The sequence below is a fragment of the Mycobacterium sp. AZCC_0083 genome, from assembly GCF_014202335.1.
GTDB lineage: Bacteria > Actinomycetota > Actinomycetes > Mycobacteriales > Mycobacteriaceae > Mycobacterium.
Genome location: NZ_JACHGP010000034.1, coordinates 22,201 through 29,240 on the forward strand (window position 1 = coordinate 22,201; position 7,040 = coordinate 29,240).

Annotated in this window: 7 protein-coding genes; all 7 read right to left on the minus strand. The window is 69.3% G+C overall.

Features of this window, described 5'->3' with window-relative positions:
- Positions 1–4: 4 nt before the first annotated feature.
- Positions 5–1,189: a putative cytokinetic ring protein SteA gene (gene steA / locus HNP02_RS41940; protein ID WP_184446721.1), complete on the minus strand. Its 1,185-nt coding sequence runs from the start codon at positions 1,187–1,189 to the stop codon at positions 5–7.
- Between the two features lie 93 nt (positions 1,190–1,282).
- Positions 1,283–3,046, minus strand: a complete 1,764-nt coding sequence (recN, locus tag HNP02_RS41945) for a DNA repair protein RecN (protein WP_184446729.1) — start codon at positions 3,044–3,046, stop codon at positions 1,283–1,285.
- On the minus strand, positions 3,046–3,966 hold the full coding sequence (locus tag HNP02_RS41950) for an NAD kinase (RefSeq protein WP_184446722.1): 921 nt from the start codon (positions 3,964–3,966) through the stop codon (positions 3,046–3,048). Before HNP02_RS41950 ends, recN begins: the two co-directional genes overlap by 1 nt.
- Positions 3,963–4,772, minus strand: a complete 810-nt coding sequence (locus tag HNP02_RS41955; protein ID WP_184446723.1) for a TlyA family RNA methyltransferase — start codon at positions 4,770–4,772, stop codon at positions 3,963–3,965. The genes HNP02_RS41950 and HNP02_RS41955 overlap by 4 nt, the downstream gene beginning before the upstream one ends.
- A 6-nt stretch (positions 4,773–4,778) precedes the next feature.
- Positions 4,779–4,976, minus strand: coding sequence for a hypothetical protein (locus HNP02_RS41960; RefSeq protein ID WP_184446724.1), 198 nt, complete (start codon positions 4,974–4,976; stop codon positions 4,779–4,781).
- Between the two features lie 22 nt (positions 4,977–4,998).
- The gene (locus tag HNP02_RS41965; RefSeq protein ID WP_184446725.1) at positions 4,999–6,012 is read right to left on the minus strand and encodes an HAD-IIA family hydrolase; all 1,014 of its coding nucleotides are present in this window, start codon (positions 6,010–6,012) and stop codon (positions 4,999–5,001) included.
- A 1-nt stretch (position 6,013) separates the two neighbouring features.
- Positions 6,014–6,847 carry a tetratricopeptide repeat protein gene (locus tag HNP02_RS41970; protein ID WP_184446726.1) on the minus strand — a complete coding sequence of 278 codons (834 nt, stop codon included), beginning with the start codon at positions 6,845–6,847 and terminating at the stop codon, positions 6,014–6,016.
- Positions 6,848–7,040 lie beyond the last annotated feature (193 nt).

Here is a 7,040-nt window from a genome sequence, read left to right on the forward strand (position 1 = left end):
GCTCCTAGGTGACGATGCCCTGCACCCAGAGCAGGAACCGATCCCAGTAGTCCGACACCCATTGCAGGACAGTGGCATCGGCGCGCGACACCCAGAGGGCGGCGATGACGGCGATCAGCATGGCTAGCACCAGAAGCGCGATGGCGCCGCCGGAGACCCGGCTGCGGTAGAGGGTGGCGACGGCCTTCGCGTCGACCAGCTTCTCCCCCACCTTCAGGCGGGTGAGGAAGGTCGACGGGAGGCTCTGCTGTCGCGTGCGGTCGAAGAACTCCTCGATGTTCGCGGTGTGGCCAACGGTGACGATCAACGATGCGCCATGGTGATCGGCCAGCAGCAGCGCCAGATCGGCGGCCGATCCGGCTGCGGGGAACGTCATGGCGCCGACGCCCAGGTCCTGAATGCGCTCGAGGCCCTTCGCGTGACCGTCGGCGTCGGCGGGCAGCACCACCTGGGCTCCCGAGCGCAGCACCTCGACGCTCATCGACTCGGGGTCACCGACGATCAGCGCCGGTCGGTAGCCGCCCTTGCGCAGCACGTCGGCTCCGGTCCCGACGCCGATCAGCACCGGCTGGTACTCCTTGATGAACGGCTTGAGCGCCTTCAGGTCTTCGGCGGCGTTCGGCTCCTCGGCGACGATCACTACGTGCCTGCGGTGCAGGTCGACGTCGATGTCCGGAATGCCCATGCCGTCGATCAGCAGTGGGCTCTCGCTGCGAATGAACTCGATGGTGTTTCCGGCGAACGCCTCAAGGTGAGCGACCAGCCCGCTCTTCGCCTCGTGCATAAGTTCGTGAATCGCCTCGGCGGTGCGTTCGGTGCCGAGCGCGATCCGGCGGTCGCCCGTGTACACCCCGCCGTCGTTCAGGCGGATCCGCGCGCCGTCCTTGATCTTCTTGAAGATCTCGGGGCCTGCGTCGTCGATCAGCATCACGCCGTTGGCCACCAACACCTCGGGGCCCAGATTCGGGTAACGACCCGAGATCGACGGTGAGCAGTTCACCACGGCAATGATGTCGGCCTCGACGAGTGCGTCGGCGGTGATCCGGTCGAGGTCGAGCGCATCCATGACGACGATGTCGCCGGGCCCGATGCGTCTCAGCAGCCGATCGATGTCCCGGTCGACGCGGGCGGTACCTGCGACGCCCGGTCGGGAGCCGGCATTACGCGAGAGCAGCGCTGACATCTTCATTGGAGTGATTCTGTCGGCCAACCCTCAGGTAGAGGTGGAGGCGCGCCGTAACACCAGCCTCACAAGTTATGTTCTGTCACATCTGCAACACGTTTAGGTCGCGGAGTCGACCCGCGCCGCCTCGAGCAGCTCACGAGCATGCGCGCGCCCGCTGTCCGATTCGCCGAGCCCAGCCAGCATCCTCGCCAGCTCGGCGACCCGATCGTCGTCGTCGAGTCGACGTACCACGCTGGACTTGCTGCGCCCCTCACCGCTGTCGACCACGAGGTGCACATCGGCGTAAGCGGCAACCTGCGGGAGATGCGTGACGACGATGACCTGGTGCGTGCGCGCCAACCGTGCCAACCGACGCCCGATCTGCACCGCCGCACGCCCACCGACGCCCGCGTCGACTTCGTCGAAGACCATCGTGGTGCCCTCGGCGGACGCCGCAAGCACCACCTCGAGCGCCAGCATGACGCGGGAGAGCTCGCCACCGGAGGCGCTCTTCGCCAGCGGGAGCACGTCAGATCCGGAATGTGGGGTGAAACCGAACTCGACGGCGTCCACACCGTCGTGTCCAGCGTGCACCGTCTCACCGGACGGCAAGACCAGGGGCGCCAAGTCGTCGCCCCGCGCGACGAGAGGCGCCACCGAGATGCTGAACCCGGCGCCTGCCATGGCCAGGCCGGCCAGCTCTGCGGTGACGGCCTTGGCCAGAGCCTTGGCGGCCTTGGTCCGAACCTTGGTGAGCTCCGCAGCGGCCGCCGCCAGCGTCGTGCGCAGCTCGTCGACCCGCTGCGCCAGCGCCGCCAGGGTTTCCTCTGAGACGTCGAGCTGCGCCAACCGGTCCCGCGCATCGCGGGCCCAGTCGAGGACGCCGTCGATGTCCGCCGCGTACTTGCGGGTGAGGTTGCGCAGCTCGCCCTGTCGGGCCAGCTTATTCTCCAATGTGCTTGCATCGCTGGGTAACTCGGCCAGGTAGCCACCCAGTTCGGTCGAGACGTCGCCGATCACCGCGAGCGCGTCGCCGAGCCGGCCGCCGAGCGCGCGCAGCGCCACGTCGTCGGTCGCCTCAAGCGCCGTCTTCGCGTGCGCGACACCATCGACCGCCGACGTCGCGCCGGCGTCGGACACCTCGTCCAACTCGCCGGACAACGCCGCCCGCGCGGACTGCGCAGCCTCCCGCAACGCGTCCAGCTCGGACAGCCGCCTGATCTCGGTCACCAGAGCTTCGTCTTCGCCAGGGTCCGGCGCGGCGGCGTCGATCTCGTTGAGCCCGAACTGCAACCGGTCGGCTTCCTGCGCCAGTTCCCGCGCACGCTGCCTGCGATCGGCCAGATCCCGACGGGCCGCCAGCCATTCGTCGCGGATGCCGCGGTAACGCGCCAGCCGGGTGTCCCCGTCGATGAACCGGTCCAACGCGGCGCGCTGTTCGTCGGGCCGCATCAGCCGGAGCTGGTCGTTCTGGCCGTGCAACGCCAGGAGTTCAGTGGTGAAGGTACTCAACGACTTCGCGGGCACGCTGCGGCCGCCAAGGTATGCCCTCGACGGGCCGTCCTTGCTGACCGAACGCGCCGCGATCACGCTGCCGTCGTCGTCCCGCTCGGCCCCAGAGGAATCCAGGATGTCGTCGACCCGGACGGACACGTGCTCACCGACGTCCGTCGTGGTGAACCGGCCCTCGACGACGGCGCGTTCGGAGCCCGACCGCACCCGGCTGGCGTCCGCGCGTCCACCGCCGAGCAGGTGCAAGCCGGTGACGACCATCGTCTTGCCCGTTCCGGTCTCGCCGGTCAGCACCGTGAGGCCGCGGTCGAACTCGGCGGTGGCGGCGTTGATGGCGCCAAGCGCCTCGATCCGGATCTCGGCAAGCACTACTGGCCGCGCCAACCCGTGACCGGCAAGCGGAACTTGCGCACCAGCCGGTCGGTGAACGGTGCGCTGTCCAGCCGCACCCACTTCAGCGGGGTGCCGCACCGCGTGACCTCCAGGCGCCCGCCGGCAGGCACCACCATCTCGCGGCGACCGTCGCAGAACACCATCGCGTCGTGCCCGCCAGCCTCGACCTCGATCGCGATCGACGCGTCGGGACTGGTCACCATCGGGCGGGCGAACAATGCGTGAGCATTGTTGGGCACCACCAGGATCGCCTCGAGATCGGGCCACAGGATCGGCCCGCCCGCGGAGAAGGCGTACGCCGTGGAACCCGTCGGCGTCGACACCAGCACGCCGTCGCATCCGAACGAGGACACAGGACGGCCGTCGACCTCGAGCACCACGCCGAGCACGCCGAGCCTCGGCCCCTTCTCCAGGCTGGCTTCGTTGAGCGCCCAGCCGCGATGCGCGATGCGCCCGTCGACGCGCACGACGATGTCGAGGGTCATGCGTTCCTCGACGCGGTAGTCGCGCTCGATGACGTGGTCGAGCACCGAGTCGATGGCATCCGTCTCGGCCTCGGCGAGGAAGCCGATCCTGCCGAGATTGACGCCGAGAACCGGAATCTCGACGTTGCGGGCGAGCTCCGCCGCGCGCAGGAACGTGCCGTCACCGCCGAGTGCGAGCACCAATTCGCAGCCTTCGGCGGCACGTTCGTCGGCGTCGACGATCTCGATGCTGGTGCCGAGGCTGCGCAGAACGTCCGACACCTGCTGCAGGCTGCCGTCGACGGCCTCCGCCGCCAGCACGCGCAGGCCGATGCCGTGCTGGCCGAGCGCCTTCTCGACCCGTCGGGCGGTTTCGGTGGCCTCGTCGCGGCCGGTGTGAACCACCAGCAGGATGGTGCGCTCGGTGGTCACTGCGGTCCCTCCGCGACGGCATTGGCCACAGCGGCTGCCAGCACGTCGCCGACGAGGGGCTGGTCGGTGCTGGCCCGTAGCCGCAGGAAGTACTCGACGTTGCCGGATGGACCAGGCAATGGACTCGCGGTGACATCGACGGTATGCCAACCGAGTTCGGCGGCGCGGTGTGCGACCCCGAGCACCGATTCGGCCCGCAGCCCTGGGTCACTGACCACTCCGCCTGGGCCGACGCGACTCTTGCCCACCTCGAACTGTGGCTTCACCATGGGAACGATATCGGCGTCCTCGGACGCGCACGACACCAAGGCGGGCAACACGGTGCCCAGCGAGATGAACGACAGGTCCGCCACCACCAGGTCGACGGGTCCGCCGATGGCGTCGGCGGTCAGTTCGCGCACGTTGGTGCGTTCCATCACCAGCACCCGGGGATCGGACCGCAGAGGCCACGCCAACTGGCCGTAGCCGACGTCGGCTGCGACGACTTCGCGGGCACCCCTGTCCAGCAGCACCTCGGTGAAGCCGCCGGTCGAAGCGCCGGCATCCAGGCAGCGACGCCCCGCCACCGTCACGCCGAAGGCGTCCAGCGCGCCGATGAGCTTGTGGGCACCGCGCGACACCCAGCTGCGTTCGTCCGCGCCCGCGACGGTGAGACTGGCATCGATGGAGACCGCCGTCGCGGGCTTGGCGGCAGGCATGCCGTCGATCTTGACGCGCCCGGCGCCGATCAGCTCGGCGGCCTGCTGGCGCGACCGCGCCAGACCCCGCCGGACCAGTTCCGCGTCAACGCGGGCCCGTCGAGTCACGTGCGCTCACCCGCCGAATCCGGAAGGCGCCGCACCCCCGCCCGCCGGGCCCTCGACGGACTCCAGTGCCTGTACTAACACGTCGTGCGCCTGCTCAAGGCGCGTTGCGATGGCTTCCACGTCGCCGTCGGCTGCGTCCGGTTCGGGCAGCGTCGCGAGCAACGAAGTGATCTCCGAACGGATCTGGTCGGGGTCGGTAGTCATATCGACATTCACGCTAGCCGATTCACGCCAAGGCGCGCAGCAGCGACCAGCGCTCCAGCGCCTGGTGTGCCGTGTCGTCGCCGCCGGTGACGGCGAACGGCCGCCCGTCCAGCCCGGCGCCCCATACGGCGCTCGCGGTGGCGCGCACCACCGTCAGGGGATCCTGCGTGTCCTGCCCGGTCCAGTGCACGGTCACCGTGTCGGAGCCGACCTCGACCCGCCAGGCTGGATGCGGTGCGATCCGCAGCGTGCTCGCGGTGTCATTGAGCGAGCGCAAATCGTCGGCGACGTAGTCGGGGCGCTCCTCGGGGATGGCGTAGACCATGTCCGCGGCCGTGTTGACGCCGGTGAGCACCATCAGGCTGGGCAGCCCTGCGGCGTTGGCGCCTGCGATGTCGGTGTCCATGCGGTCGCCGACGACCAGGGGCTTCTCGAACTGTCCGCGGGCCAGGGCGTCGTTCAGCAGTGTCGGCTCTGGCTTCCCGGCCACCTGCGGGTGCTGGTCGGTCGCGGTACGTAGTGCGGCGACCATCGAGCCGTTTCCTGGCAGCAGCCCGCGTTCGGACGGCAGGGTGCGATCCACGTTGGCCGCCACCCACAGCGCACCGGCACGGATGGCGAGTGCCGCCTCGGCCAGTTGGGCCCACCCCGTCTCCGGCGAGTGCCCTTGCACCACGCCAACGGGATCGTCGGCGAACTGCCGGACGGGGCGCAGTCCGGCGTTGCTGACCTCGTCGGCCAGCGCCTCCGTCCCGACGACGAGAACCGTTGACCCGGAGGGCAATTGGGCTGCGAGCAGTCGCGCCGCACTCTGAGCGCTGGTGACCACGTCGTCGGGTTTGGCGGTGAAGCCCATCGCGATCAGGTGCTCGGCGACCGCGCCGGGCGCCCGAGAGGCGTTGTTGGTCACGAAGAGGGTTCGCGCCTCGATGGTCGCGAGGGTGTCGACGGAACCCGGCGTCGGCTCATCGCCGCGGAACACGGTGCCGTCCAGGTCGAGGAGCAGGCAGTCGTGCTCCTGCGCGAGTGTCGTCACGTCAGGACAGCTCCGTGATGCGTTCTTCGGCGTCGGTGGCGCCCTCGAGGTCGGAGGCCGCGGTGTTGATGAACCACTGCAACGCTTCGTCCTGACGCCCGAGCGCGAGCAGCGTCTCGGCGTAGACGTAGAAGAGGCGGGCCGTCATCGTGCCCGTCCGTGTCGTGTCCAGTGGCGGCGTCGACAGGATCGCGAGTGCCTGTTCGTTCTGCCCGAGGTCCGACCTGGCGCCGGCGACCACGATGCGCAATTCGTCTGCATCGTCGCCGGTCAGTTCTGCGGCCTCGGGTCCCTTGGCCAGTTCGATCGCCCGTTCGGGCCGGCCGACGCCACGCTCGCAGTCGGCGATCAATGGCAGTAGCGGTGACTTGCTGCCCATCCGGCGGGCGGCACGGAGCTCCGCGAGTGCCTGCGCCCAGTCGCCGCAGTGATAGGCCGCGATGCCGACCGCCTCGCGGACCGCAGCGATTCTGGCGGCCCGGTTGCGGGCCGCCTTGGCGTGTTCGAGGGCGGCCTCTGGGTCGTCGTCCAGGAGTTCGCCTGCCGCAACCAGATGGCGGGCAACGTAATCCGCGGTGGCCTTGTCCAACGTGATCAGTTCACGGCGAACGTCGGGCGCCAGTTGCCTAGCCTCGATCGCGGCAGACAGTGCTGGGCCCGCGGGCTTCGATGCGTCACCCGCATCGTGCGTCCTGGGTTGCGCTCGCCGTGCCCGATCTGGGCTCGACGACCGTGGCGTACCGGGGCGATCGCGCGGCCCACGATGCGGTCCGCCGGCGTTGGAAGCTCGCCGCGGAGGCCGCTCCTCGCTGCCGTCTTGCCTGTCGCTAGCCACGTGTGCCTTCCCTGTTCTACCGACCGTCCCGCAAAAGGATACGGGGCCGCTCCACACTTCGCGAAGAGTGGCTGAATCGAATTCGCCAATTTCGCGGCAAATGGAAATGCCGGTGCCCCCCGAACTGTTGTTTGGGGGGCACCGGTTGTAAAGGGTGTTCGGCGGTGTCCTACTTTTCCGCCCGAAGGGGCAG

What these genes read in the sequence shown, in the direction of transcription:
- HNP02_RS41960 (WP_184446724.1), bottom strand. Translation starts at nt 4,976, where the DNA reads ATGACTACCGACCCCGACCAGATCCGTTCGGAGATCACTTCGTTGCTC.
- steA (WP_184446721.1), bottom strand. Translation starts at nt 1,189, where the DNA reads ATGAAGATGTCAGCGCTGCTCTCGCGTAATGCCGGCTCCCGACCGGGC.